Origin of the sequence: Vibrio sp. SCSIO 43135, assembly GCF_023716665.1 — a bacterium.
Taxonomy (GTDB): Bacteria; Pseudomonadota; Gammaproteobacteria; order Enterobacterales; family Vibrionaceae; genus Vibrio; species Vibrio paucivorans.
Genome location: NZ_CP071859.1, coordinates 951,244 through 977,228, shown reverse-complemented (window position 1 = coordinate 977,228; position 25,985 = coordinate 951,244). Strand labels below are relative to the sequence as shown.

At 45.3% G+C, this 25,985-nt stretch carries 21 protein-coding genes; 10 read left to right on the top strand and 11 right to left on the bottom strand.

From position 1 onward, the window contains the following. Positions 1-8: 8 nt before the first annotated feature. Complete coding sequence (locus tag J4N42_RS04600) at positions 9-182, bottom strand: hypothetical protein (RefSeq protein ID WP_252030079.1); 174 nt, start codon at positions 180-182, stop codon at positions 9-11. Between the two features lie 128 nt (positions 183-310). Continuing rightward, on the bottom strand, positions 311-1,192 hold the full coding sequence (locus J4N42_RS04595; protein ID WP_252030077.1) for a LysR family transcriptional regulator: 882 nt from the start codon (positions 1,190-1,192) through the stop codon (positions 311-313). Positions 1,193-1,356: 164 nt separating this feature from the next. Between J4N42_RS04595 and nagE the strand changes: the two genes are divergently transcribed. Then, positions 1,357-2,823, top strand: coding sequence for an N-acetylglucosamine-specific PTS transporter subunit IIBC (gene nagE / locus J4N42_RS04590; protein WP_252030075.1), 1,467 nt, complete (start codon positions 1,357-1,359; stop codon positions 2,821-2,823). A gap of 112 nt (positions 2,824-2,935) precedes the next feature. Here nagE and menE read toward each other — a convergent pair whose 3' ends face one another. From menE to J4N42_RS04560, 6 genes are all read right to left on the bottom strand, one after another. Then, on the bottom strand, positions 2,936-4,396 hold the full coding sequence (menE, locus tag J4N42_RS04585) for an o-succinylbenzoate--CoA ligase (RefSeq protein ID WP_252030073.1): 1,461 nt from the start codon (positions 4,394-4,396) through the stop codon (positions 2,936-2,938). Then, positions 4,393-5,382 (bottom strand): o-succinylbenzoate synthase, encoded by a 990-nt coding sequence (gene menC / locus J4N42_RS04580; protein ID WP_252030071.1) that lies wholly within the window; start codon positions 5,380-5,382, stop codon positions 4,393-4,395. Before menC ends, menE begins: the two co-directional genes overlap by 4 nt. 111 nt (positions 5,383-5,493) lie before the next feature. After that, positions 5,494-6,360 carry a 1,4-dihydroxy-2-naphthoyl-CoA synthase gene (menB, locus tag J4N42_RS04575; RefSeq protein ID WP_252030070.1) on the bottom strand — a complete coding sequence of 289 codons (867 nt, stop codon included), beginning with the start codon at positions 6,358-6,360 and terminating at the stop codon, positions 5,494-5,496. A 45-nt stretch (positions 6,361-6,405) separates the two neighbouring features. Then, on the bottom strand, positions 6,406-7,212 hold the full coding sequence (gene menH / locus J4N42_RS04570) for a 2-succinyl-6-hydroxy-2,4-cyclohexadiene-1-carboxylate synthase (RefSeq protein ID WP_252030068.1): 807 nt from the start codon (positions 7,210-7,212) through the stop codon (positions 6,406-6,408). After that, positions 7,202-8,911 (bottom strand): 2-succinyl-5-enolpyruvyl-6-hydroxy-3-cyclohexene-1-carboxylic-acid synthase, encoded by a 1,710-nt coding sequence (gene menD / locus J4N42_RS04565; RefSeq protein ID WP_252030066.1) that lies wholly within the window; start codon positions 8,909-8,911, stop codon positions 7,202-7,204. Before menD ends, menH begins: the two co-directional genes overlap by 11 nt. After that, positions 8,908-10,215: an isochorismate synthase gene (locus J4N42_RS04560; protein WP_252030064.1), complete on the bottom strand. Its 1,308-nt coding sequence runs from the start codon at positions 10,213-10,215 to the stop codon at positions 8,908-8,910. Before J4N42_RS04560 ends, menD begins: the two co-directional genes overlap by 4 nt. A 218-nt stretch (positions 10,216-10,433) precedes the next feature. Between J4N42_RS04560 and J4N42_RS04555 the strand changes: the two genes are divergently transcribed. From J4N42_RS04555 to J4N42_RS04540, 4 genes are all read left to right on the top strand, one after another. Further along, on the top strand, positions 10,434-11,648 hold the full coding sequence (locus J4N42_RS04555) for a pyridoxal phosphate-dependent aminotransferase (RefSeq protein ID WP_252030062.1): 1,215 nt from the start codon (positions 10,434-10,436) through the stop codon (positions 11,646-11,648). 92 nt (positions 11,649-11,740) lie between these two features. Next, positions 11,741-12,340, top strand: coding sequence for a 5'-deoxynucleotidase (gene yfbR / locus J4N42_RS04550; protein ID WP_252030060.1), 600 nt, complete (start codon positions 11,741-11,743; stop codon positions 12,338-12,340). Between the two features lie 68 nt (positions 12,341-12,408). Then, positions 12,409-14,919, top strand: a complete 2,511-nt coding sequence (locus tag J4N42_RS04545; protein ID WP_252030058.1) for a bifunctional diguanylate cyclase/phosphodiesterase — start codon at positions 12,409-12,411, stop codon at positions 14,917-14,919. After that, positions 14,909-16,225: an anti-phage deoxyguanosine triphosphatase gene (locus J4N42_RS04540; RefSeq protein WP_252030055.1), complete on the top strand. Its 1,317-nt coding sequence runs from the start codon at positions 14,909-14,911 to the stop codon at positions 16,223-16,225. The genes J4N42_RS04545 and J4N42_RS04540 overlap by 11 nt, the downstream gene beginning before the upstream one ends. 2 nt (positions 16,226-16,227) lie before the next feature. Here the strand turns inward: J4N42_RS04540 and J4N42_RS04535 are convergent, their stop codons facing one another. Further along, the gene (locus J4N42_RS04535) at positions 16,228-16,833 is read right to left on the bottom strand and encodes a tRNA-uridine aminocarboxypropyltransferase (RefSeq protein WP_252030053.1); all 606 of its coding nucleotides are present in this window, start codon (positions 16,831-16,833) and stop codon (positions 16,228-16,230) included. A gap of 3 nt (positions 16,834-16,836) precedes the next feature. On the opposite strand from J4N42_RS04535, the gene rrtA reads away from it, so the two are divergent. Then, positions 16,837-17,391 carry a rhombosortase gene (gene rrtA, locus J4N42_RS04530; protein WP_252030051.1) on the top strand — a complete coding sequence of 185 codons (555 nt, stop codon included), beginning with the start codon at positions 16,837-16,839 and terminating at the stop codon, positions 17,389-17,391. Positions 17,392-17,438: 47 nt separating this feature from the next. Here the strand turns inward: rrtA and sohB are convergent, their stop codons facing one another. Next, the gene (gene sohB / locus J4N42_RS04525) at positions 17,439-18,500 is read right to left on the bottom strand and encodes a protease SohB (protein ID WP_503034759.1); all 1,062 of its coding nucleotides are present in this window, start codon (positions 18,498-18,500) and stop codon (positions 17,439-17,441) included. Between the two features lie 88 nt (positions 18,501-18,588). Here sohB and J4N42_RS04520 point away from each other — a divergent pair, with 88 nt between their 5' ends. From J4N42_RS04520 to J4N42_RS04505, 4 genes are all read left to right on the top strand, one after another. Then, entirely contained in the window at positions 18,589-19,332 is a 744-nt protein-coding gene (locus tag J4N42_RS04520; protein ID WP_252030783.1) for a YciK family oxidoreductase, read from the top strand. Between the two features lie 161 nt (positions 19,333-19,493). Further along, positions 19,494-20,186 carry a translesion DNA synthesis-associated protein ImuA gene (gene imuA / locus J4N42_RS04515; RefSeq protein ID WP_252030048.1) on the top strand — a complete coding sequence of 231 codons (693 nt, stop codon included), beginning with the start codon at positions 19,494-19,496 and terminating at the stop codon, positions 20,184-20,186. A 2-nt stretch (positions 20,187-20,188) separates the two neighbouring features. Then, positions 20,189-21,589, top strand: a complete 1,401-nt coding sequence (locus J4N42_RS04510) for a Y-family DNA polymerase (RefSeq protein ID WP_252030046.1) — start codon at positions 20,189-20,191, stop codon at positions 21,587-21,589. An 18-nt stretch (positions 21,590-21,607) separates the two neighbouring features. Then, entirely contained in the window at positions 21,608-24,679 is a 3,072-nt protein-coding gene (locus J4N42_RS04505) for an error-prone DNA polymerase (protein WP_252030044.1), read from the top strand. 301 nt (positions 24,680-24,980) lie between these two features. Here the strand turns inward: J4N42_RS04505 and J4N42_RS04500 are convergent, their stop codons facing one another. After that, positions 24,981-25,925 (bottom strand): chemotaxis protein CheV, encoded by a 945-nt coding sequence (locus J4N42_RS04500; protein ID WP_252030043.1) that lies wholly within the window; start codon positions 25,923-25,925, stop codon positions 24,981-24,983. Positions 25,926-25,985 lie beyond the last annotated feature (60 nt).

Genomic DNA, 25,985 nt, shown 5'->3' with positions numbered 1-25,985 from the left:
AGATGCTTTTACAGCTCTTCTGCTTCAATTTTTGCGGCGACTTTTTTACTGCTACGGATACTAAACACAATTGCCAGTACCAGTAAAAATGCTGAAAGCTCAACCAACGCCCGCGTCAGCCCTTCTGTTTGTACCGCAACAACAATTTGAAGGAGCACCGCAGCGGCCAATAGTATCTTCATGAACCAGCCTTTATTCATATTCCTTTGGGTTACAGGCTTTATTATGAACTGGAGTTATATAGATACTAAATTCAGTTTTGGACTATTTAATTGCTAAATTAAATATACCTTCAAGAACACCGCTTCAACTAATCTAACTGTCCTTCCACCCAGTTGATAAAAGTTCGAATTTTAGGCCGGTTCTCTGTACCTAATGGGCAGAGTAAGTCATACCCCTTATCCGTACTCATGCTCGGGTACGGGGTAACAAGTTCTCCAGACTCAATCATATCTTTCACAAACTGATAGCGCCCCATCGCAACCCCTAAATGATGCTGTGCGCTTAAAAAACCCATTTCCCGGTGACTCACACAGTAGAACTGCTCAAAATAGTCCACATCTAGCTTCATGTACTTCATCCAGCGTTGCCATACGTCTGAACCTAATGCATGAATGAAATTAATCCGTTTAAGTGATTCTAGGCCATCTTCATATAACCTATGCTGCTTGGCGTATTGAGGTGTACATACAGGAATGTATTTGTCGCCAAACAAGCGCTGACGATAGACATCGGTAAACCCTTCTGAGTCATAGTAAATGGCCACTTCAATATTGTTCTCATGAAAGCTTTGCTGTTCTTCATGACCGAACACATTGAGGTTGAATTTAGGATACTTTGCTTTGAAATCATGCAGCCTAGGTAACAGCCAGCCATTGGCGAAACCCGTTGAGGTGGCGATGTTGATCTCACCGACCATGTCTGTGGTATTAATGTCGTCGATTTCGGAAAAGATGTTGTGCAGTGACTTGGATAACGTCCCGTGAAAACGGTGTCCTTCTTCTGTGAGCTCAAGCTTGCGTGTTCCTCTCACAAACAGGTTAAAACCCAACTCACTTTCCAAGACTTTAATACGATGGCTCACCGCTCCCTGAGTAAGATGAAGCTCTTTACCTGCAAGCGTAAAACTCAGGGTTTTCGCCGCAACATGGAAAGTATGTAAGTTTCTCAACAGCAGTTGTTGGTTCGCCATAAGACACCCTATGAATTAAAATTTTTAATCCATAGTACTACCCGATTCGTTTGTTTGCATCGATAAATAAGTTTCTAATATACCCAATAACATAAAGTGTTAACTGGCTCAATTAATGACTTACGTTGAGCCATGTAATAGAAAAATATTAAATAGGGGTATACATGAACATACTAGGCTACATGCAGAAAGTAGGTAAGGCGCTGATGGTACCAGTCGCTACTTTACCTGCGGCTGCCATTCTTATGGGTATAGGTTACTGGCTCGATCCTGTTGGGTGGGGTTCAGAAAACATTCTTGCGGCATTTTTGATTAAATCTGGCGGCGCAATCATCGACAACATGGCTGTGTTATTTGCAGTAGGTGTTGCATTTGGTTTGAGCCGAGATAAGAACGGTTCAGCAGCCTTATCTGGTTTTGTTATGTTCCTGGTAGTTACCACCCTACTTGCACCGGGCTCAGTTGCTCAGTTGATTGGTGTTGATGCGAGCGAAGTACCACCAGCATTCGGTAAGATCAGTAACCAATTCATCGGTATCATTATTGGTATTATTTCTGCTGAGATCTACAACCGTTACTCTACAGTTGAACTGCCACAAGCACTGGCTTTCTTCAGTGGCAAACGTCTTGTACCAATCCTAACGTCTGTTGCTGGTATGGCTCTGTCTTTCGTATTGCTTTACGTATGGCCTGCAGTCTACGATGCGCTTATCCAGTTCGGTATCAAGCTTGAAAGCATGGGCGCTGTCGGTGCTGGCCTATTCGGCTTCTTTAACCGTCTATTCCTATCTGTCGGTATGCACCACGCACTGTACCCAGTTTTCTGGTTCGATGTTGTTGGCATTAACGATATCCCTAACTTCCTTGGCGGCGCACAATCTATCGCTAACGGTACAGGTATCCCTGGCAAAACTGGTATGTATCAAGCAGGCTTCTTCCCTATCATGATGTTCGGCTTACCAGCAGCTGCTCTGGCTATGTACCACTGTTCTGACGCTAAAAACAAGAACCAAGTGTTCGCAATCATGCTAGCTGCTGCAATGGCTTCATTCTTCACCGGTATCACAGAACCGCTAGAGTTCAGCTTCATGTTCTTAGCTCCGCTTCTGTACCTATTGCATGCAATCCTAACAGGTATCTCTCTATACATTGCAGCGAGCATGGAATGGATGGCAGGCTTTGGTTTCTCTGCAGGTTTTGTAGACTTCGTCTTGTCTAGCCAAAACCCACTGGCGACACAGTGGTACATGCTGATTGTTCAAGGCCTAGTATTTGGCGTGATTTACTACACGGTATTCCGCTTCGTAATCATCAAATTCAACCTACGCACTCCAGGCCGTGGTGAAGACTTAGAAGCTGAAAAAGAAACAGCATCTCCAGAAGGTCTAAGCGAACTAGCAAACAACTACATTGAAGCAGTCGGCGGTGCAGATAACATCCTGGAAGTGGACAACTGTATTACTCGACTACGTCTAACAGTAAAAGATTCAGGTGTTGCAGATAGCGACAAACTGAAACAGCTTGGCGCAGCAGGTGTTGTTCCGGTTGGCAAAGGTGGCCTACAAGTCATCATCGGCCTAGGAAAAGTCGACAAAGTTGCCGAGCAAATGAAAAAAGCGCTCGCTAGCTAATCAAATTTAAAGTTTGTGGTGACTCACCTTCACCACGCCCCCTGAAGTGCAGAAACGCTTAGTCACCGATTCTGCACTTCTTTTTTATTTGGGCTGTATTAAAGACTTTAGATCAACAGGCTTTAAATAACGTGTTGGTATTAAGCCACTGCTTTAGCGAGTGTCGTGAGATTTTTATCCCACTGCCAACGGCCTCAGGTGGTATAGGATAAAACTGAACAGGCCACTTAAACTTTTCTAATTTACTGCTTAGATGCGCTTCCATTTCACTAACAGTAAGATCGACAGAGCTTTGAAGAAAAGCAACTGAACGCTGACCAAACTCGGCATCTTGCACAGGAATCACCACTGATTGGCTTACCAGAGGAAACTGATTTAACGCCGCTTCAACTTCTTCACAATGGACATTTTCACCACCCGAAATGAACTGGTTGTCGGCTCGACCGATAATTCTAAGCTCACTACCCAGCCACTCACCGAGATCTTTGCTGTCGAACCACCCTTCGTTGTCGACAATTGGCAGAAGCTCACCACGTACATAGTATCCGCTGGCAAGAGTTTCACCGCCAATGAATATCCGCTGTTGTTCTAACTTGAGCTTGCGATTATTTAATAACGCCCCAGCTGTAGATGTGCCATCTACTTTTTTCGCCGTGACTGTAGACGCAGCCTCTGTCATGCCATAGCCCAGCCAAGTTTCAATTCCCATGCTTTGGGCTTGCTGACTAAGCGTTAAGGGAATATGGCTTCCCCCTAGCAGTACATGTGTGAGAGTAAGTGGTTGACCGCTATCAAGCAGCCTTTTGAGTTGGGTCGCGACCAAAGACGCATGAGACACATCTTGGATATCTTGACTCAAGCTTCCATTACCTACTTTCAGACACCCTCCAGCCTGCAACCACCGATAGATAATGGCAAGACCCGACACATGGTATAACGGCAGGCTCAGTAACCAAGTATCTGTATGCCTGAAGTGAAACTGCTCCAATAGCCCGCGAGCAGAAGCAAGGTGTTGAGCTGACGTATGCATTACCGCTTTAGGTGATCCGGTTGATCCCGAAGTAAAGATAACGGATGCCGGGTTGTGTTCGTTATAGTGTGATACTTCTAATTCTGATGTACTTGGTTCAAATTTCGACTCTTCTGAAGCCTTTTCACACCATCGATACGCAACCATAACGCAAGATTGCTTAATAGCATCAATCGATTGATCATCAAAGCCAGCCGACGGCGACAACCATACAAAACGTTTAGCTGACTCAGGATACAAAGTCGTAAGCTTGCTAAATAAGGATTCCAGTGGCTGAGGCATAGTAATCGCACAAATTGCGCCAACCTCAAGACACGCTAGGTACAGAACGACCGTTTCCACGTGGTTTTTGCCAACTAAAGTCACAACATTACCGCTTTTAACACCGTGAGCTTTAAGTTGGTGAACTGCAGCATTAATCAACTCGCTGAGCTGCATCCAATGGTATGACTGGCCGTTATACAAGAGCGCAGACGACAATGGGCTCTGTTGAGCCCATTTTTTCCATAACGCATGTTGCTGATTTACTGACATACCCTTCATTCAGATTGCCATTCTAGCGTTTGTTCGCTGAGAGCCTGAATTGGTAAATCACTTCCCGGCCATCCATTTTCTAATTGAGCTTTGAAAAGGCCAATCGTATCGAGGCCAGGTACTTCATCAGGCAATTGCCACTTAGCCAAGCGAGCAAGTTGGTTTAAGCCTAAGCTCGATTCAATGCTCGAACTGATGACAGCTTTGATCCCCAAACTTTGCGCTTTTTCAATCAAGCCGATACAGCGAGAGACTGAACCAATCAAGGTTGGCTTAATAATGATCGCTTTTCCACCTATTAGGTCTTCCAATTTAAAGTCGTCACGCCTGATTGCGTGTTGTAGGCTTTCATCCCACGCAATCGCAATACCTGAATCAATCGCAAACGACAAACTATCGTTTGGTTGCTGACACGGTTCTTCTAGAAAAGTAATGCGCTGACGTAATGACGGAGAAATGTACTTGGCAAATTGCTGCGCTTTTTCAGGAGTCCATGCTCGGTTTGCATCAAGACGTAACGTAAGATCAGGTATCGACTCCAAAAACAAACTCACCAGCATTCCATCACGAATTGGCTCATACAAGCCAACCTTCACCTTAGCGACTTTTTGTCCAGGCATGTCATTGAGAACTGGGATCAATTCGTCCGGGTCTCCCGTGCACAACGGGGCTGCTTGGTAGTTACCGCCTACTGGCAGTGCACCAGTAAGTTCGAGTTCAGCCATTGATAAACCAAACGCTACCGAAGGATAAAGTTCGTTATAATCTAGAGACTCCCCTTGCAACCAAAGAGCCAATTGTTGCTGAGTTTGTGATAAAGCCTCTTCAACAGACTCCACACTAAACCCCGGAAGCGGTGCAATTTCACCATAAACGCTTTTATTTCCTTCGGTAAGTTCGACGACCAATCCATGTCGCTCGGTTAATTTGTTCTCTCGAAGGATGACACCACTGTCCATTGGCAAACAGTAGCGGTATAACTTAGCCTTTCTCATTCCATCATTTCCCAAATTTTATTAGCACGACTCAGATAAAGGCAGCTCCTATCTGCCTTTATCTTTGATTAGACAGCCAAGAAAGCAGAAGTTCTTGGCTAATTTTGTGCTTTATGGGTTACGAGGGAATTTATCGAAATCAGGGCGACGTTTTTCGTTAAACGCATTTCGGCCTTCTTGGCCTTCATCGGTCATGTAGAACATCATTGTCGCATTACCAGCCAGTTCCTGTAAGCCAGCTTGACCGTCACAGTCAGCGTTTAGAGCTGCCTTCAAACAACGAAGAGCCATTGGGCTATGCTGCAGTGTTTCACGACACCAACGAACCGTTTCCTTCTCCAGCTCTTCAAGTGGAACCACGGTATTAACCAGCCCCATATCCAGTGCTTCTTGCGCATTGTAGAATCGGCATAAGAACCAAATCTCGCGGGCTTTTTTCTGGCCTACGATACGAGCCATATATGAAGCGCCCCAGCCACCATCGAACGAGCCCACTTTTGGTCCAGTTTGACCAAATTGTGCGTTGTCTGCCGCAATGGTTAAGTCACACATCATATGCAGTACATGACCGCCACCCACAGCCCAGCCAGCTACCGAAGCGATCACTGGTTTAGGGCAAGTGCGAATTTGACGCTGGAAGTCCAGAACATTCAGGTGGTGAGTACCTGAATCATCTTGATAGCCACCGTAATCACCACGAATACTTTGATCGCCACCAGAACAAAACGCTTTCTCACCTAGCCCGGTCAAGATTATCGCGCCGACTTTCTCATCGTAACGAGCGTCAGCCAAAGCGTTGATCATTTCCTTTACGGTTTGAGGACGAAACGCATTGTGTACCTGAGGACGACAAATCGTAATCTTGGCGATGCCATCTTCTGATTTGTGATAGGAGATATCTTGATACTCGCCGCTACAGTCTTTCCAATCCACTGGAGCGTATAGTTCTTCTTCGGTGATGCCTACTGTTTTTGCCATGGTGATTCCCATTGTTCTCGTTAAGCCTGCCAGAGCCTTGTGACTCTAGCGATGGGTAGAATTTTCTTTCTGCGCAAATAACTGAATTTGTTCAAGCGTGGCTTGCGCAAAAGCCAAAGGCTGCTCTTGATGAACGTTATGACCAGCCTGTTTAATTTGAGTAAATGACAGAGAACTCTCTACTGCCATTTGACTAAACTTGCGATCATACTCTCCACAAATGTAATGCAATGGTACGCCGCATAGTTTCAATCTATCTAGTAAGTAATCTTGCTTTGCCAATGATGTGGCTTCAAGCATGTCTGCCACTGATGGACCTAGATTAGCACTTCGTTTTGATATTAAAGCTTGTCTTTGCTCATCTTTTAGCGAAGAAAACACGGGTTGTTGGTACCAATCGGCCAATACTTGTGCGATTGGTTCATATCGAAATCGCTTAGCCCAAGCTTCATCGTTGGCAAGGCGCGCACTCTTATCTAATTCACATTCGAGGCCGAAGTTGCCTCCCTCTATCAATGCTCCCTTTATGTTCAGCCCACTAAACAAACTATTAGCTAAGCCTTGCATAATAATGCGTGCGCCAAGTGAATAGCCTATCAGTATCAGAGGAGATTCGGGATCGAGTTGGGCTAATAATGTGCTAGTAATCATCTTGCAACAATGATCACTATTGAGACATGAGATTCCGGCACTGTTTCCATGACCAGGCAGGTCGATAGAAATGAAAGGAAACTGAGTTAAATGCGCACGACAAGCTTGCCAATCTAAACCAGTACCCAGCAAGCCATGAATAAAAACCAATGTTGGTTCCTGTTCATTACTGCTGTGGCGTTGTTTTTGACTATAGAGCATGTACGCGATTCATGAACTGCTTCAGTTGTGTAGAAGCTTGATTGGCCGGCGTCTGCACTTCCACAATGAGAGCACCTTGCCCTGTAGTAAGGTGCTCTGATACCACGGTATTGAAGTTTTCCTGCGACGCAACATTTTGGTACTTCAATCCAAACTGCTTCGCAGCGTATTGAAAGTCATAGCCATGGGGCATTTGATACAAAGTCTCACGCTGCTGCTCTGGTACTGGTAGCAAGTCAAAAATGGCCCCACCATCATTATTCGTTACCGCTACAACAATCGGAATTTGGCAATGAGTGAGCAGTGCCAAAGAGTTAAGATCATAAAGCAACGAAGTATCACCAATAAACAAGATCAGTGGGCGAGTTTGCGCTCGGTATACCCCTGCAGCCGTAGCCACTATTCCATCGATGCCCGATGCGCCGCGGTTAGTGTAAATGGCGGACTCGTCAATACGACCAAACATATCAACAAGTCGAACAAACAGGCTGTTACCTAAAAATACATCGGCATACTGGGTGTGTTGTTCAATTAGGCAAGCCAACGCAAGTTCCGATAACGAGTCACTTTGCGCTGAAAATTGGCTAAGCAGCATGTCAACTTGTTGGCTGTAAGCTTTTAATTCGTCGGCCCAACCTGCATGCTTGCTAAGTTTGGTTGGCGATAAATGTGCTTCCACCCACTCTGCAATATCAGTCACTATATGTTGCTGACTTAAGTGGTTTTGGTTGTCACGTTGGTCAGAATCTGAAATGTAGACATAAGTACATTGCCGACTCACTACATGATTTTTCAGCCATTGATTTAAGCGCTTCGATACAAACCGAGCCCCGAACTGAACCACACAATCACACTCTATTAATTGGCTCTGCAATCTCACATTTTGTAGCCACACATCGTAATGTGACCAATCACTGGTAACTCCAGATTGCACATCGCACAAAACAGGCCACCCTAACTGCTGTGCAAAGCGCGTGGCTTGCTGGGCTTGCTCTAACGGCAAACTGCCAATGAGTACAATCCCTTTTTGGCCATAGAAGTCGATAGAATTCTCGGGAGCTATGCTCTTAGACTGAATACGAGTAGCGTAGATTGTTTGCGACTCTCTCCATGCTTTCACTGTATTCAGATAACCTTCGGCGCAGCTTTTATCTTGCTTGGTGTATAGCGGTTCTGGGTAAGGGCAGTTGATATGGACCGCGCCGCCACTTGTCTCCTGTTGAAATAGCGTGTTATCTACACTAGAAAGTAGCCAGCCCAAACTGATGTTCATGGTAGGACTTGGCAGATTCAAACTGTCGGTCACATGAGAAGAAAAGATACCCAGCTGGTTGATGGCTTGATTTGCACCGCAACCAACAAGCTCTGCTGGACGATCAGCGGTTAACACCACCAGCTTTTCGCCGGTCAGTTTCGATTCAGCAATAGCGGGAAGTAAATTTGCTACCGCCGTCCCCGAGGTAACAATAATCGCAACCGGTTTTTGGCTAGCTTTTGCTAAACCCAACGCGAGAAACCCTAAGCCGCGTTCATCAAAATGGGTGTGAATGTTTAGCTTCGAGTTCGCTTCAGCTTCGAGAGTTAGAGGGGTAGAACGAGAACCCGGTGCAATGCAGACTTCTGTAACACCAAATCGAGTTAACTCTTCCAGTAAAACTTCGCTCCAGACTCGATTCACGATCGCTTGATCTTGAATCATGAGGCAACTCCTAATGGCGGATTGTCTGAAATGAGCGTTAGTAACGTCGACATTTTTTTATCCAGTTCTTGCCACTCATGCTCGGCAATGGATCCCGGTACAATACCTGCGCCAGCAAACAGCTGCACTTGGTCGTTTACAATCAGTGCACTTCGAATCGCAACACAAAACTCCGCTTTTTGTTGACTCACATAACCAACAGAACCCGCATACCAACCTCTGGCAAACGATTCATTTTGGTTAATGAAATCCATTGATTCCTTGCGAGGTAGGCCAGCAACGGCCGCGGTTGGCTGCAGAGCATCGAGCAGTTGGACACCGTTAATACCTTTGTTGAGCTGAGCATGAATGCTTCGCTTCAAATGCTGCACTTTACGCAAACGCACCAAACGGGCTTCTTGTTCAACGTGCACTTCTTGAGAATGAGGCGTTAACCGATCAATGATGTCATCCACCACGTATTGGTTTTCATTAAGATTCTTGCTGTCTTGAGAGAGCCAATTTGCAAGTTCCATATCTTGGCTTGCATTTCGACCTCGCCCAATGGTTCCCGCCAGTGCTTCTGTATGTAACTCTGAACCTTGGCGCGAATACAGGCGTTCTGGCGTCGAGCCCATAAAGCTATGGCGTTGATCGAGAGACATTAAAAAGTGAAAGCTATGGTGATTTTGCTGATAGCTCGCTTTGAGTAATTGAGCCGCGCACAATGGTTTATCAAGCTGGACCGTTGTTTTGCGTGCGAGCACCACTTTTTTAAATGCATTGGCATCAATACCATCCAGCACTTTATTTACCAAGCGATGCCACTCCTGCTGTTCAGGAACATGACTCACATGGTTGATATGAGAGCTAATCGGTAGCAATGGAGACACTTCATATTGAAGCTTGTTAAGTGATGCCAGAGTACGATGTTTTTCGTTGCTGAGATTGACTGCTATAGACCAACGATCATCGAAACGAATCAATTCAATTTGAGGGAGGAAGAAAAACGACGACATACAGCGTCGATTCTTTTCAGTACTGCCATCAAAAGAGCGACCCCCCCATATACGTTGGTCTTCGCCTAGGATCGCGTACGCTGGAGCCAATTCGGAAAAAGTGTGTAGTTGCCCTAAGGCTACGACTTCTTCACGAGTATCACGAGATTGCCAATAGAATTTGGGAAAGATAGGTTGCGCTTCTAACCAATCGATAAACGCAAAATTTGGTTTTTCTTCAAGAACTTGAACTAGACGTATCGTTCCGTCTTCCGCATCCTTAACGCGTTCAATGAGTTCAGTAACCGCTTGATGAAAATATGACAAATCAACCTCGTAGACATATGAGCTTGGATGATATTAGCAGGCTACTCTATTAATAGACCTTACTCAAATCAAGGATGCATCGATTCTTTTACATAATCCTGTGATAAGAAACGAACAAACCTTATCCATTAGGCTAATATTTAACAGATTTTAATTCTATCAAACAAAGATTTGATGTACTTTAATAAAGTAATTAATCGTTTTTTAGGAATTATACAATGCAAAATATCGGGATGTCATCCAAACTCGATAGTGTCTGCTACGACATTAGGGGGCCAGTGCTCAAACATGCTAAGCGCATGGAGGAAGAAGGGCATAAAATTCTTAAATTGAATATCGGAAATCCCGCCCCATTTGGTTTCGACGCCCCGGATGAAATTCTCGTTGATGTAATTCGTAATTTGCCAACGTCTCAAGGTTACTGTGACTCGAAAGGTATCTACTCTGCACGTAAAGCTGTTGTTCAGCACTACCAAAGGAAAGGCATTCATAGCTTAGATGTAGAAGATGTCTACATTGGTAACGGCGCATCAGAGCTCATCGTTATGTCGATGCAAGCTTTACTAAACAATGGCGATGAAATGCTAGTGCCTGCTCCAGACTACCCACTTTGGACAGCATCCGTGGCTTTGTCTGGCGGTAAAGCGGTTCATTACATGTGTGACGAAGAAGCCGATTGGTACCCAGATTTAGACGACATTAAAAGCAAGATCGGTCCTAAAACACGTGGGATTGTCTTGATCAACCCGAACAACCCAACGGGTGCTGTGTATAGCCGTGATTTCCTGCTTGAAGTGATTGAAATTGCTCGCCAGCATAAACTGATTATTTTTGCTGACGAAATCTACGATAAAGTTCTTTACGATGGAGCAACCCATACCTCTGTCGCCACATTAACTGAAGACGTCTTAGTTGTTACATTCAACGGTTTGTCAAAAGCTTACCGTGTCTGTGGTTTCCGTGGTGGTTGGATGTTCATGACCGGGCCGAAACACCTAGCGCAAGGCTACATCAATGGACTCGAAATGCTCGCTTCTATGCGTTTGTGTGCCAATGTACCGATGCAACATGCTATCCAAACAGCGCTAGGGGGCTATCAAAGTATCAATGAGCTGATCCTGCCCGGCGGCCGACTATTAGAACAACGTGATAAAGCATGGGAACTGATCAACCAAATACCAGGCGTATCGTGTGTGAAGCCAAAAGGTGCCATGTACTTGTTCCCTAAAATTGATACTAAGATGTACAATATCAAAGACGACCAAAAAATGGTGCTAGACTTTCTCATTCAGGAAAAAGTTCTACTGGTACAAGGTACTGGCTTTAACTGGCCTAAGCCTGACCACTTCCGTATTGTGACTTTACCGCATATTGAAGATCTAGAAACCGCAATTGGTCGATTCGAACGTTTCCTCTCGACATACAGTCAGTAGTATTTAACGTCGATCTTTCATATGCTTAAAGGGTGCTCTATTGAGTGCCCTTTTTGATTTTTACTCATAGCTCGATTGCATAGGGAGTCAGGATGTCAGCCGATACGCATAAGGAAAGCCACTTTTTCGCCCACTTAGCTCGGATGAAGCTTATCCAGCGCTGGCCTCTCATGCGCTCTATCTCAACCGAAAACATTTCTGAACATAGCCTACAAGTCGCTTTTGTCGCCCACGCACTCGCAGTGATTAAAAACAAGAAGTTTGACGGCCAGTTAAATCCAGAACGCATAGCCATTCTTGGCATGTACCACGATACCAGTGAAGTTCTAACGGGTGATATGCCAACGCCGGTTAAGTATTACAATCCAGAAATAGCCAAGGAATACAAAAAGATAGAAGCCGCTGCAGAACAAAAACTGCTTTCCATGTTACCGGAGGAGTTTCGCGATGACTTTGCCCCTTATTTGATCACACAATCAGCTCATCCAGAAGATGCAGCCATCGTAAAGCAAGCTGATACTATCTGCGCATATCTAAAGTGTTTGGAAGAGCTCAGTGCGGGCAACCATGAGTATGCACTGGCTAAAAAGCGCCTAGATATCACCCTGAAAGAGCGCCGAACCCCCGAGATGGATTACTTTCTCAACACTTTTGCTCCAAGCTTTGAGTTATCGCTCGATGAAATAAGCTAAGCCTCTGGTTTTATTAACAAACCATACTACAATTGGCTTACAAATTATAAAAATAAAATGGTTGGCCAGTGAGTCTTACAAGCGACGAAAAGTTACTACGTTTAATTAAATACTTACCAATGATGATCATTGGGCTTTTTGTTACCGTGATTATCTCTGTCGTACTGAATGAAAACAGACACTCACTCAAAGACAGTATCAGCACCCTACGCTCGACGTTTTACCACGATCAAAAAGAGCTGCTGCAATATCGCATCAGTAATATCCTCCAACAGATTGAATTTGAAAAACAAAGCACCGAATCGATTCTCAAAAATAATATTCAAGAACGAGTCGGCGATGCCCTATCCATCGCATACAGCATCTATCAGCAGAACCCTTCTCTCGATGAAGCCTCACTCACCAAAATGATCACCGATGCGCTTCGTGATGTGCGCTTCAATAACGGCCGAGGCTACTTCTTCATTTATAAGTTGGATGGTACTAATGTTATGCATCCGATTTTGCCCCACATCCAAGGCACCTCTTTGTGGGATTTAACCGACGTTCGCGGCTCTTACGTCATTCGCGACCTATCTAATCTAGCCCAAGCACAGGGCCAAGCATTTCATCGTTGGTGGTGGAGTAAGCCTGAAAAACTTGAACAGGAGTTTGATAAAATCGGCTACGTAGCGCTGTTTGAACCGTTAGGCTGGTTTATTGGCACAGGTGAATATGTCGTTGACGTAGAGCAAGACATTCAAGAACGGCTTATTGAACGCATCTCTGACTACAAGTACGGTGAAGGCGGCTATGTCTATGTTTTGAATGGCCAAGGCACACTGCTCTCCCACCCTAGTTCTACCATGGTGAATACTGAGCGGCTGAACATGCGTGATAACAATGGTACTTTCTATGTCCAAGAGATCATCGAGACTGCCAAATCAGGCGGCGGTTATGTTGAGTACCAAGCATCCTATACCCCAAACGGCATCAGCCAAGCAGATAAACTCAGCTATGTTTCATATATTCCCGCTTGGGACTGGATCATTGGTACAGGGATCTACACCCAACGTGTAGAAGCTTTCCTCAATGAAAGACAAGCTAATCTAGAGCAAAAGAATACCAACGAGCTATCTAAAATTATCGGGGTTGGCTTAACAGCGTCCATTCTTTTAGCGGTAATTTCTCTTTTCATTGGCCACTTAGTTGGGCAACGTTTCGTCCGTTTTCAAAAACAGATTAACGCTGATTTTGATGAGCTTAAGGCGACTAAAGACAAACTCCAGTATCAAGCGCTGCATGATGAGCTTACCGCACTTCCAAATCGAACCTATCTACTCGACTTTATTGATCAGGCAAAAACTAAAAGTTTATTTTCCGGCAAATCCCTTGCGGTGATGTTTGTTGATATTGATGACTTTAAAAAGGTAAACGATGCCTTTGGACACTCAATTGGTGACCAACTTCTTGCCATGGTCAGTGAGCGATTCCAAACCTTACTCGATGATCACAGTATCGTGGCGCGCTTTGGTGGTGATGAGTTTGTATTCTGCTTCTCCGAGATTGATTCTGTCTTGGAAGCAGAACAAAAAGGCCTTGAGATTTGCAACGCTTTTTCTGATGTCTTTCAGATTAACAATAAAGTCGTCAATTCCACTTGTAGTATTGGCGTGTCTATTTTCCCGCAAGATGCGAGCAATGCTGAAGACTTAATTGCAAAAGCCGATACCGCTCTTTATACCTCAAAGGCTCTCAAAAAAGGGCACGTGCTGTTCTACGACGAGTCGATTAATAAACAAGTGCAATACGAACTTGCACTAGAAAATGAGCTACGCGGAGCACTAGAGCGTGAAGAACTGTATATGCTCTATCAACCGCAGATCCATTTAAATAGCGAACGCTTAGTCAGCGTCGAGGCTCTGATTCGTTGGAACAGCCCTCGACTAGGGCAAGTCTCACCGGTTGAGCTTATCCGCAAAGCAGAAGAAATAGGCTTGATCAGTAAAGTCGGCGAATTTGTTATTCGCCGTTCGTGTGAGCAACTAATTCACAATTTCCCTAATCACCCTGAAGCCATCACCCTTTCGATCAATGTATCTCCAAATCAGCTTCTTGAAGGAGATTTCGCGGAAACACTCACTGCTATTGTTGATGAGTATGGTATCGACCATCGACGAATCACCATCGAAATTACCGAGAATGTATTGATCAACGACATTGAGTTGGTTACACCTATCCTTAAGAAGGTCCGTGAGCAAGGTTTTGCTATCGCTCTGGATGATTTTGGTACCGGCTTCTCATCGCTCAGTTATTTATGTAACCTGCCGATCACTGAGATTAAAATCGACCGCAGCTTTGTGGATAAAATGCTTTCAAACCAACAAAGTGACGGGCTAATCAAAGCCATTGTGGCGATCGGAAAATCGCATTCACTTAAAGTGGTGGCAGAAGGGATTGAATCGCCAGAACAGCACCAAAGATTGCACCAATACCAATGTAACTTAGGTCAAGGGTATTTGTTCTCTAAGCCAATCCAAATAGAACAACTGGTCGAGTTCCATAAGCAAAACTCGGCAAGGATAGAATATGAAAGTTGAAATTAGCCCTTTGTGGCAGCATCGACACGATGACGAACATAAAATTCGCCGAGATGACCACCGCAGCCCCTACCAAAGAGACCGAGCACGCATTCTTCACTCTGCGGCATTTCGCCGTTTGCAGGCAAAAACACAAGTACACGGCAACAGTATCGATGACTTCCACCGAACTCGCCTTACCCACTCACTCGAAGCGGCTCAATTAGGCACTGGGATTGTTGCTCAAATAAAAAAGAAACAACCAGAATTTCGCGAATTGCTACCTTCCGACAGCTTGATTGATTCGTTATGCCTCGCTCACGATATTGGTCACCCCCCCTATGGGCACGGTGGAGAAGTCGCACTGAACTATATGATGCGCGACCACGGTGGATTCGAAGGTAACGCTCAAACTTTTCGTATCGTGACTCAACTGGAACCTTATACTGAGCACTTCGGTATGAACCTGTCTCGCCGAACTCTGCTTGGTTTAATCAAATATCCAGCCCTGCTGAGTGAAACTCGAAGAAAACTTAAGCCAAAGCCCGCCAGCCACCAGCGTAAGCTTAAAGCAAAAGACTGGGCTCCAGCCAAAGGCCTATACGACTGCGACCAAGTATTATTCGACTGGGTATTAGCACCACTGTCCGATGCCGATAAGGCCTTGTTTAGCCAGATGCGAGGAAGCGTTGCGGATAACCAACACAACAAAACTCGCTTTAAGTCTTTAGATTGCTCCATCATGGAGCTGGCTGATGACATCGCCTACGGTGTCCATGATTTAGAAGATGCTATCGCTTTAGGCATGGTGACGAGAAATCAATGGCAAGAGGCTGCTGCCAGCCAACTCGCCGAGTGTGGGGCCAGCTGGTTTGAGACCCATATAGCTTCCATCAGCGAAATGCTTTTCACTGGGAAACACCATCAACGTAAAGATGCCATTGGTGGTATGGTCAATGCACTGCTCACGAGTATCGCTATCAAACCCGTAGACGCACCATTTGAAAGTGAATTGCTGGCGTTTAACGCCTATTTAGAACCTGAAATGGCTCAAGCCCTTGAAGTATTAAAGTCTTTCGTTAGCCAGTATGTCATTCAGATCCCCCAAGTTCAGATAGTCGAATACAAAGGCCAACAAATCATTATGGATTTATTTGAGGCTCTAAGCGCCGACCCAGAGCGACTACTCACTCAGCAAACACGCCAAAACTGGTTAAATGCAAATGGTGAAGAGGCTCAAATGCGAGTCATTGCAGACTATATTTCATCGATGACGGATGGCCACGCTCAGCGCTTGCATCAACAGCTGTTCTCTTCACATCATTAAGCTTACTTTAAGTAGTTTCGCTCAAAAACCCCGGGTGGCATTTGATCAATTTGAAACTGGATCATGTGGTCAAATGCAGCCAAAAGTGGCGAAAAGTCCCGCTCATGTTGAAGTAATGAAAGAATGTGGTAGCCCGCTTCCACAGTCGATAAACTGTTCTCACTTGGGGCTTTGCGAATACGGTAGTTCCCTTTAAGCCCTTTGGGTAAATGAAGACATGGTAGCGATTGCAAGTTGGTAGATACTTGCCACATTTTGTAGGCTTTCTTCCATGTGCCATCCAGTAATATGACTCGAACTTTGTCGGTGTTCGCCTTAGCGATTAGCTCATCAGCAGAGCGCGAATGATCACTTGGATATAATATGTAATGCTCGACATCACTTTGGGCTAAGAGATGATTCAGTTCATCATGTGTAGAAAAGTCTTCACCGACAAAAAGATAACTATTTGGCAATGATAAGCTCAAAATCCTTGCCGTTCCCATTGGCCGATGTTCTTCCGTGGGATGTTGAAGGATGATCAACTCAACATTCGATGATAGGCTTTGAATCCACTGACAAATACACGCTTTTTGTGACTTGCCACACTGCAAACAATATCGAGACATAAAGTGAAACTGACCTTCCTGTTATTGGCAACTAGCCTTCTCTGCTTAGCATTACAATTCGAGCCAATGCAAGCCTACGCTGCGTGGAATATACACAGCATAGCCGATGGCCAATGGTGGCGAATCCTATCAGGAAATTTCACCCATACCAACTTTGCCCATTTAGGCATGAACTTAGCCGGTCTCTGGGTGATCTGCTATCTCTTTAAACCGAGCGCAAAAACCTTATTGTTTGCTCTGGTGATTCTTTCTCTCTTTGTTGGTGTTAGCAACATCTTTACCGACATGACTACCTACGTCGGCCTTTCCGGCGTCCTGCATGGCTTGTTTGGCTACTTTGCCCTACAAGAAGTTTTACAGGGAAGAAAAGGTAGCCTACTTTTGGTTGCAGGCCTTATTGCCAAAGTGTTGTGGGAACACCTTATCGGTGCTTCAGAGTCCACCAGCACAATGATCAACGCCAGGGTCGCCATCGAAGCCCATTTATCAGGCTCTTTAGGCGGATTTGCATTGGCGCTGGTTGAACACTTTCACCAACAAAAAAAACGCCCATCGTAAGATGGGCGTCCATAACTGACTAGTCTTAACTTAGAGCATCACGTCATTTAAACAATTGGGCGCTGGCCGCGGCTAATCAGTTTCATTAACACGTTATCCGCTGCGTCACCCGCTACCCCTGCTAGCTTGTCAGTGAGCTTTTTCTTCTGCACATAATGAATCGACAATACGGTTTTGTCTTTACACGCTTCAACAACTAAATCATCAGAGGTCTTGATCTCATCCACTAAACCAAGCTCTTTCGCTTGAGTGCCAAACCAATGTTCACCTGTCGCGACTTTATCTAGGTCTAACGCAGGGCGATGATCACGAATAAAGTCTTTAAACAGACCATGAGTCTCTTCAAGCTCTTGCTTAAATTTCTCACGCGCTTTGTCGCTGTTCTCGCCAAACATAGTTAGAGTGCGCTTGTACTCACCCGCAGTCAGCTGTTCAAATTCGATATCGTGCTTTTTCAATAGCTTATTGAAGTTTGGCAATTGGGCTATAACACCAATAGAGCCAACAATCGCAAACGGTGCAGATACAATTTTATCGGCGATACATGCCATCATGTAGCCACCGCTTGCTGCTACTTTATCAACAGAAATAGTCAGAGGTAATCCTGCTGCTTTAATGCGATCAAGCTGAGAAGATGCTAACCCGTAGCCATGAACCATACCGCCACCGGTTTCAAGGCGCAGTAGCACTTCATCACCTTCACGTGCAACCGCAAGAATCGCAGTGACTTCTTCACGTAATGAAGCCACTTCTTTCGCATCGATGCTGCCATTAAAGTCGAGAACAAATAAGTGCGGCTCACGCTTCGAGTCTAGGTCACCGTCTTTCGCTGCTTTCTTGATCTCTTTCTCACGAGATTTCGACTGCTCTTTCTCGCTTTTCTTTTCGGCTTTATCACGAGCTTTAATGAAAGCTTCATCGTGTAAATGGTGCTCAAGCTGCTCTACGGTTTGTTTATGTTGCTCAGTCAAATTGGTGATTTCCAGTTCACCCTTCGCTGCGCCACTTTTCCCACTGACTGCTTTCGCAATCACTAAAATCGCAATAATCGCGACGACGACAGTCGCAATCTTGGCCAAAAAGAGGCCGTAGTCCAACAAAAATTCCAATGTCATATCCCCAAATGTGCGAATTGGTGTATTGTAACCGCCTTGTCACGAAGACTTAAAGTAGAACATAACAATAAGGAAGCACATGGTGGATTATTCCGTTTCTGCAGATGCCCTAAAAGATAAAGTGATTTTGGTTACTGGTGCCGGTGATGGCATAGGTAAGCAGGCTGCCCTTAGTTTTGCTCAACACGGTGCGACCGTCATATTACTTGGCCGTACAGTGAAAAAACTCGAACAAACTTACGACGAAATTGAAGCGGCTGGGTACCCTCAGCCTGCGATCATTCCTTTGGATATGAAAGGCGCAAGCAAACAAAATTACGTCGACATGATTGAAACCATTGAAGGTCAGTTTGGCCGCCTTGATGGCTTGCTACACAACGCCAGTATCTTAGGCGTTATCAGCCCATTCGACCAAATCGGCGAAGACACTTACGATGATGTCATGCAGGTGAATGTGAAGTCACAATTTCTATTGACCCAAGCGGCGTTGCCGTTGCTGCGTAAATCTGACGATGCACGTATTGTATTTACCTCCTCAACTGTGGGCCACGTTGGTCGTGCGTTCTGGGGGACTTACGCTATGTCGAAGTTTGCAACAGAAGGCATGATGCAAGTATTGGCAGACGAACTGTCGGATACACCAATTAAAGTCAATGCAATCAACCCTGGTGGTACCCGTACAGGTATGCGAGCTAAGGCATTCCCAGCAGAAGACAGTGGTTTACTCAAAACACCAAAAGATATCATTCCACTGTATTTATACTTGATGGCCCCTGAAGGAAAAGATGTCCGTGGCCAGTGCATCGATGCCCAGCCGAAAAAATAGGTTTATCAAAGAACCCCAATACATTGAATGCCTTGCGTTAACCGCAAGGCATTTTTTATTGTCTAGAAATAAAATTTATTAATCTTTTTCTTGCAGCGATACTTGCTTAACCTATACTGTATATATATACAGTTATTTTGTATGTGAGCGATAAAGTATTTATGTATGAATTAATCGAAAAGCTGAAACAGAAACAGCTTGTCTGGCAAGGCTCTCAAACCCAATACCACAATGATTATCTTCCAACTGGTTTTGAGTTACTGGATCAAAAGCTTGAAGGTGGCTTTCCTAAGTGCGGTGTTGTTGAACTGCAATCTGTCAGTGGCATTGGTGAACTTAGGCTGCTGCTCCCACACATTAAGCACAACCGTAGCGATCAGTTATCTGTGTTTGTCCAACCACCCGGCTACCTCTGCGCTGAACAACTTCATCATGCGGGTATCGATAGTAATAAGGTCTTATTGCTTTATCCTAATAACGCTAAAGAAGCGTTATGGGCGGCAGAGCAATGCCTTAAGAGTGGAGCGTGCAGCAATGTGTGTCTATGGATAGATGATCTTGAAGTGCACCACGTGAGACGCTTACAAGTCGCCAGTGAAGCTGGTGATTGCTTAAGTTTCTTATTCAAAACCCAGTATCAGCTCGCTCAAGTTAATAATGTTTTCTCATTACCCGTGAGCTTAAGTATGACGCTGCGCCCTAATCCTGAAGGGCTTGAAATCACGATTACCAAGCGCAAAGGCGGGTGGCCACAAGGCAGTTTTGTCCTCAATATGAGTCAGCTTTGGCCTAGCCTAACCTTAATGCCGGAAACACCGGTTGTTATCCCATTCCCGCTCATGAAGCAGGGGTAGGTATGCAGCTCTGGTTGTACTTGCACTTCCCAACTCTTCAGCTTGATGCCCTCTTTGCTCAGCAGAATGAACAGCCGTTAGCTATTGTCGAAGGAAAGAAGCACCAAATTGTGCAGTGCAACTCTGCCGCACAAGAGCAAGGGATCAAGGCAGGCCTAGGCCTAGGAAGCGCTGCCGCTTTATGTGCCGACCTACAGGTGCATCCGTATGATGCTCGCATCGAACAGCAAACGCTGACCGACATAGCTCAGTGGTTGTACTTAATCACATCGGATATTGCCCTATTTCCCCCACAAGGAATATTGCTCAAAGTCACCGATATGCTGTCTTTATATCAAGGGTTGGATAACTACTGGCATACCCTCAGCCAACACTTAAACACGCTGGCATTGAATTATTCATATTCGACCGGTTTTTCTCCATTTTCGGCGATTTTACTAGCAAAATCGCACATCAATAGCATCACTTTAGACAAAGAAACCATCTTAAATAATATCCAACAGCACCCAATAGCCTCGACAGAGCTTGATAAGAAGCAACTAGAGCAGCTCAGCCGCGTTGGTATTCAAACTCTTCAGGAGTTGCTAGAACTACCGCTGCAAGAGTTGGCACGACGCTTTAATATCGATCTAGTTAACTATGTTGGACGGCTAACAGGGCGTTTTAAGCACCCTATTACCCTCTACCACCCACCAGAAGCGTTTCACAGCTATATGGAACTGCTATTCGATATTGAAAACGTACAATGGCTAGAAAAGCCACTAGGCAAGCTGCTAAAAAAACTTGAGCTGTTTCTAACACTACGTAATCAGGTCGCTTATGAGCTGGAGTTAACCCTTCACCAGCGCGATAAAGTCGAACAAAGCATTACATTTACGTCTGCGATTGGCGATTACAGTGCCGCTCAATGGACACGTTTATGTCAGCTTAGTATGGAATCCCTCACTCTTGAGGGCCCAGTTCAAGGCCTGACTCTTACCATCAAGCGCTATGGTGAACAGCAAGCGTATGCAGACGATATCTTTGAAGGTAAAAAAGGTCAGCAAAGTGAGTTAGAGCTCGTTTCCCTATTACAAGCAAAACTAGGAAAAAAACAGGTTCGCAAAGTCTGTATGACACCCGACCCTCGCCCAGACAAAGCCACTCGCCTATACGATCCAGCACAAACCGTTATTTTACCCGAGCTAAAAAACCGGCTTCGCCCTAGTATCATGCTGCCAGAACCAGAGCTACTGTGTGAAAAAGTCAGCCTAATGCAAGGCCCAGAACGAGTCGTCACAGGCTGGTGGGACGGTGATGACATGACTCGTGATTATTTCATTGCTCGTAGCCAAGAAGGGCGCTGGTTATGGATATTTAGAAACCAAGACAAACAGTGGTTTCTACACGGTCAATTTAGCTAGGCAAAGGCCCCGTTCTCCATGAAATACGCAGAACTCTTTTGCCAAAGTAATTTTTCTTTTCTCACTGGCGCTTCCCACGCAGAGGAACTCATACTCCAAGCCGACTTTCTTCGCTATTCTGCTCTAGCGATTACCGATGAGTGCTCGGTTGCTGGAGTCGTGCGCGCATACACCGCCATCAAAGATCACCAGTTGGCCATCAAACTGATTGTCGGCAGCATGTTTTGGCTCACTGACGAATGCCAAGTGGTATTACTGTGCCCGAACCGCCAAGCCTATGCAGAGCTGTGCCGTATTATCACTAACGCCCGTAGACGTTCACCGAAAGGGGAATATCAGCTTTCAGAATGGGATTTAATGTCAATTAAGCACTGCTTAGTGCTATGGCTACCTTGTCACACAAGCCATGACCAACACTGGGGTAACTGGCTTTCTCAGCATCACGCACATCGTCTTTGGATTGGCCTGCAACGTCACCTTAATGCAGACGATAAAGAATACACTCAGCACTGTGAAACCCTTTCACTAGAGTATTCAATACCAATCACAGCGTGTGGTGGGGTGCTAATGCATACCGCGACTCGATTGCCTCTTCAGCATACGCTGACCGCCATTAAGCAAGGAGAGTCGGTTGATGCTATTGGCCAACACATGTTGTCCAACACCGAGCGGACGCTCCGCAGTAAGGAAAAACTCAGTAAGCTGTTCAAACCTGCATGGCTAGCTGAAACAGACCACATCGCAAGTCGCTGCGAATTTCATTTAAAAGAACTTTGCTATGAATACCCAAGTGAGCTGATTCCCGACGGGCTCACTCCAATGAGCCACTTACGTCAGTTAGTCGAAAACGGCAAACGAATACGCTTTCCATCTGGGGTTCCTAAGCAGGTCAGTGCGGTGATCGATAAAGAACTCGACCTAATTGAAGAACTTAACTATCCGTTTTTCTTCCTGACCATTCACGACATTGTGATGTTCGCCAAACACCAAGGGATCCTGTATCAAGGCCGAGGCTCTGCTGCCAACTCTATTGTATGTTACTGCCTAGAAATCACCGCCGTCGACCCAAGACAAGTCTCCGTGCTGTTCGAGCGATTTATCAGTAAAGAGCGCAACGAGCCACCTGATATTGACGTTGACTTCGAGCATGAAAGACGTGAAGAAGTCATTCAGTATATCTACCAAAAATATGGTCGCGAGCGAGCTGCACTGGCTGCGACAGTGATTTCCTATCGCTTTAAGAGTGCCATTCGCGATGTAGGTAAAGCGTTAGGTATTAATGAAACCCAACTCGACTACTTCATTAAGAACGTCAATCGCCGTGATCGCTCTACAGGTTGGCAAGCTCAAATTGTCGAGCTGGGGTTAAAGCCTGATTCCTTGAAAGGCGAGCAATTCATTCAATTGGTCAACGAAATAATGGGGTTTCCTCGTCACTTATCCCAACATGTTGGCGGGTTTGTGATTTCATCAGGGCCTTTGTATGAGCTGGTTCCGGTTGAAAATGCGTCAATGAATGATAGAACCGTAATCCAATGGGATAAGGATGATCTAGAGAGCCTAGGCCTACTGAAAGTCGATGTGCTGGCATTAGGGATGCTAACGGCGATTCGTAAATGCTTCACCTTGGTTGAGCAACTAGAGGGACGAAAACTGTCGATCGCCGATATTACTCGCCAGCAGGATGACCCTAATGTCTATGGCATGATTCAGCGAGCCGATACGGTCGGAGTGTTCCAAATCGAGTCACGTGCACAGATGAGCATGCTACCTCGTTTAAAGCCTGCCTGTTATTACGATCTTGTGATACAAATTGCTATTGTTCGGCCTGGCCCGATCCAAGGTGATATGGTGCACCCATTTCTCAAGCGGCGAAACGGCACCGAGCCGGTGGAGTATCCGTCAGAGGAGGTACGTGAGGTGCTTTCTCGCACTATGGGCGTTCCTATTTTCCAAGAGCAAGTAATCAAAATTGCTATGGTTGCAGCAGGCTTTAGTGGAGGTGAAGCCGACCAATTACGCCGAGCGATGGCGGCTTGGAAAAAAAGTGGTGACCTAGCTAAGTTTAAAACCAAACTGATTGACGGTATGCTCAGCCGTGGTTACGAATTGGAGTTTGCTAATCGGATTTTCGACCAAATCTGCGGCTTTGGTGAATATGGCTTTCCTGAAAGTCATTCAGCGTCGTTCGCGGTATTAGCCTATTGCTCTGCATGGCTCAAATTCTATTATCCAGAGGCTTTCTATACCGCGCTACTCAATAGTATGCCGATGGGTTTTTACAGCGCCTCTCAACTGATTCAAGATGCCAAACGGCACAACTTAAGCATCCTACCGATTTGCGTCAATCACTCACACTATGACCACCGAGTGGTAAACCAAAATGGAAAACTTGCTGTTAGATTAGGGCTTCGACAAGTGAAAGGCTTAAGCTTGGATGGCGTTAAACAACTTATTAAAGCACGCCCTCACTCTGGTTATCAGCACCCTAGCCAGCTCAAGCATATTGGGCTAAGTAGCCGAGATGTCGAATTACTCGCCTCAGCGAATGCCATGCATGAATTTGCCCACAACCGCTACTCTACTCGCTGGGCGATGATGGACTCTTGCTCTGATCTACCGCTGTTTAAAGATCATGTAGCAAGGCTAGATACCCATATCACCCAACCTAACGATATGCAGACACTTTTAGAGGACTATGCCTCCACAGGGCTCTCTCTTAACAAGCATCCGATCACCTTACTCGATGAAGCCAATCAACTTGGACGCTTCACCCGTATGCAAATGCTGCAGCATACCAAGCATCAGTCCCTCGTCACTGTGGTTGGCGTAGTTACAGGTAAACAATCACCCGGAACCGCTGCTGGCGTAACCTTTTTCACCCTCGAGGACGATACAGGAAACATTAATGTGGTGGTCTGGAAAGCAACCGCACAAGCTCAAAAGCAAGCTTATCTCACTGCGAAGGTATTGATGGTAAAAGGGATATTAGAACGAGAGGGGGAAGTCACGCATGTTATTGCAGGCAGGTTGATCGACTTAACCAATAAACTAGAAGGGCTAAAGAGTCGCTCAAGGGATTTCCATTAAGCCTGAACCGAGAGAGCCTAGAAATACAAAAGGGAGGTTACCCTCCCTTTTAAATTGAGCGTTGAGTTACTTCGCCTCAACTTGCGCTTCCATACGTCTTTTCTTGAATTCCTTATACAGTAAAAGGCTTAAAGTCATCACGACCTTAGACGTCAACCATATCATCGAATTACAACTACCTTAAAATTTGGATAAAAAGAACGTTTGATAGTGTCACTTATTTCGTATTCCGAAAAAGTAAAACCATTGTAGCTTAAAATTCACCCGACCGCTATAAAGTACGCAATAACATATAAAGCCGTTATGAAAGTAAACTTCTCAACCTATCTTGTGCCACTTCAACCAACAAGTCTGGTTGGAACTTAGAAATAAAGCGATCGCAGCCTACTTTTTCAACCATAGCTTCATTAAAGCTGCCACTCAGTGAAGTATTCAGAGTCACAAACAGATCTTTCATACGCGGGTCACTTCGCACCTCATGCGTCAGCTTATAGCCATCCATTTCTGGCATTTCAGCATCGGTGATCATCAAAAGCAGCTCACTTGCAACATTCTTACCTTCATCACACCATGACTTGAGTAAGTTCAATGCCTCTAGGCCATCGCTACACTCAATAATGTTGAGCCCTAATTGTGAAAGCGTTCCTTTAACCTGAGTACGCGCAGTCGATGAATCATCTACGACAAGAACATTACGCCCTACCATCTGCGCAGCTAACTCGTCATCAAGTACGCCTTCAGAAATAGTGATGTCATAATCGATAATTTCAGCTAGGACTTTCTCTACATCGATAATTTCAACAATGTGGCTCACATCATCATCTTGGATTTGAGTGATTGCAGTCAGGTAATTAGCTCGGCCAGCGGTCTTAGGCGGCGGCTGAATCTCAGTCCAAGCGGTATTAACGATATTACGCACTTGCCCTACGAGAAACCCCTGAACCGAACGGTTGTATTCAGTGATGATCAGATTTTGTTCTTGCTCTTCAAGTCGAGATGGTGGGAAACCAATCGCAGAACGCAAATCAATGACAGGAACCGATTCTCCACGTAACGAAGCAACACCCGTAATGTTGTAATGAGAACCAGGCATTTTGGTCAGAACAGGTACCTTCAGCACCTCTTTGACTTTAAAAACGTTGATTGCGAAGATTTGTCGGCTGTTAAGACTAAATAGCAACAACTCTAGGCGGTTTTCTCCGACTAGATTCGTACGTTGGTCAACCGAATTGAGGACTCCAGACATACTCACTCTCAAAAATATTTGTCTATAACTAACATAGTCTATAGCGCGAAACTAAGACAC

Excerpts from the sequence above, each read along its gene's own strand:
- menC (WP_252030071.1), bottom strand. The coding sequence starts at position 5,382 with ATGAGAAAGGCTAAGTTATACCGCTACTGTTTGCCAATGGACAGTGGT.
- J4N42_RS04535 (WP_252030053.1), bottom strand. The coding sequence starts at position 16,833 with ATGTCTCGATATTGTTTGCAGTGTGGCAAGTCACAAAAAGCGTGTATT.
- J4N42_RS04595 (WP_252030077.1), bottom strand. The coding sequence starts at position 1,192 with ATGGCGAACCAACAACTGCTGTTGAGAAACTTACATACTTTCCATGTT.
- imuA (WP_252030048.1), top strand. The coding sequence starts at position 19,494 with ATGTATGAATTAATCGAAAAGCTGAAACAGAAACAGCTTGTCTGGCAA.
- menE (WP_252030073.1), bottom strand. The coding sequence starts at position 4,396 with ATGAAGGGTATGTCAGTAAATCAGCAACATGCGTTATGGAAAAAATGG.
- menB (WP_252030070.1), bottom strand. The coding sequence starts at position 6,360 with ATGGCAAAAACAGTAGGCATCACCGAAGAAGAACTATACGCTCCAGTG.
- J4N42_RS04540 (WP_252030055.1), top strand. The coding sequence starts at position 14,909 with ATGAAAGTTGAAATTAGCCCTTTGTGGCAGCATCGACACGATGACGAA.
- J4N42_RS04505 (WP_252030044.1), top strand. The coding sequence starts at position 21,608 with ATGAAATACGCAGAACTCTTTTGCCAAAGTAATTTTTCTTTTCTCACT.
- J4N42_RS04510 (WP_252030046.1), top strand. The coding sequence starts at position 20,189 with ATGCAGCTCTGGTTGTACTTGCACTTCCCAACTCTTCAGCTTGATGCC.
- J4N42_RS04600 (WP_252030079.1), bottom strand. The coding sequence starts at position 182 with ATGAAGATACTATTGGCCGCTGCGGTGCTCCTTCAAATTGTTGTTGCG.
- J4N42_RS04500 (WP_252030043.1), bottom strand. The coding sequence starts at position 25,925 with ATGTCTGGAGTCCTCAATTCGGTTGACCAACGTACGAATCTAGTCGGA.
- menH (WP_252030068.1), bottom strand. The coding sequence starts at position 7,212 with ATGCTCTATAGTCAAAAACAACGCCACAGCAGTAATGAACAGGAACCA.
- yfbR (WP_252030060.1), top strand. The coding sequence starts at position 11,741 with ATGTCAGCCGATACGCATAAGGAAAGCCACTTTTTCGCCCACTTAGCT.
- nagE (WP_252030075.1), top strand. The coding sequence starts at position 1,357 with ATGAACATACTAGGCTACATGCAGAAAGTAGGTAAGGCGCTGATGGTA.
- menD (WP_252030066.1), bottom strand. The coding sequence starts at position 8,911 with ATGATTCAAGATCAAGCGATCGTGAATCGAGTCTGGAGCGAAGTTTTA.
- J4N42_RS04555 (WP_252030062.1), top strand. The coding sequence starts at position 10,434 with ATGCAAAATATCGGGATGTCATCCAAACTCGATAGTGTCTGCTACGAC.